Source organism: Streptomyces sp. NPDC060002 (assembly GCF_042737245.1).
Classification (GTDB): domain Bacteria; phylum Actinomycetota; class Actinomycetes; order Streptomycetales; family Streptomycetaceae; genus Streptomyces.
In genome coordinates this window covers 1-1,100 of record NZ_JBHWUW010000135.1, presented here as the reverse complement: position 1 = coordinate 1,100, position 1,100 = coordinate 1, and the positions used below count along the sequence as shown (strand labels likewise).

Annotated in this window: 1 protein-coding gene; it reads right to left on the bottom strand. The window is 65.5% G+C overall.

Annotated elements, in window-relative coordinates:
- Nucleotides 1-103 precede the first annotated feature (103 nt).
- A protein-coding gene (locus ACFWBD_RS41510; protein WP_385679431.1) for an IS5 family transposase occupies nucleotides 104-963 on the bottom strand; the annotation gives its coding sequence in 2 pieces (ribosomal slippage) (nucleotides 104-604 and nucleotides 607-963; 858 coding nt in all).
- Nucleotides 964-1,100: the final 137 nt, after the last annotated feature.

Here is a 1,100-nt window from a genome sequence, read left to right as displayed (position 1 = left end):
CGTGAGACCGCCCCCGCACGGCCCAAGTCCCGCTACACTCCCGCCACCCGGCGAAAAGACCAGGTCAGACAGCGAAATCCTGCTGGAGTACTAGGGTCCGTCTTCAAACGGATCTTGCCCAAAGCAGGAATGACGCGAGACTGACCGCTGCCTCGTAGGAGGTGGCGGTCTTGTCGTATCTGGTGGCGATGCCACGGAAGCCCTTGAGCTGGTTGAAGCAGCGTTCGACGACGTTGCGTCGGCGGTAGATCTGCCGATCGAATGCCGGCGGTCGGCCTCCGTGGCGGCCGCGGTTGTGGCGGTGCCGCTGCTGGTCGTTCTTCTCCGGGATGGTGCACGCGATGCCGCGTCGTCGCAGGTAGGCGCGGAAAGAGCGGGAGCTGTAGGCCTTATCGGCGACGACCTGGTCGGGTCTGCAGCGGGGCCGGCCCTGGCCGGTGCGTGGGACGCGGATGCGTTCCAGGACGGGGCGTGCGCAGATGCTGTCGTGGCGTTGGCCCGGGGTCAGCAGGATCGCGAGCGGGCGCCCCTTGCCGTCGCAGGCGAGGTGGATCTTGGTAGTCAGTCCGCCTCGGGATCGACCGAGGGCCTGATCGTCCGGTTCGTCCGGCCGGTAGATCCCCCTTTTCGCCCTGTCACAGCGGCATGCTGGTGGGCGCGGACGATGGTGGAGTCGATCTGCACGAGCCAGTCGACATCGCCGGCCGCGTCCGCGCGGGCCTGGATCTGCTGAAGAGCTCGGGTGAACACACCGTCCAGGGCGTAGCGGCGGAAGCGGGTGTACACCGTCTGCCATGAGCCATAACGTTCCGGCAGGTCGCGCCAGGAGATCCCGGTTCGGATCTTGTAGACCATCCCGTTGACGACCTGCCGATCCTCCACGCGCGGACGACCTGTCGCGGCCCGCGGTATGAGGGGAGCGAGTAACTCCCACTCCTGATCGGTGAGTTCATGGCGACGTATCACCCCACCATGATCCACCACTCGATGATCTTTGAAGACGGACCCTAAGACTTGTCCCGTAAATGATCTTCGTGCCTTCCGCGACCAGCAACCCTGTCCGCTGGTCCGGATGTGCGGCAGACTTCGGGCAACAGGCA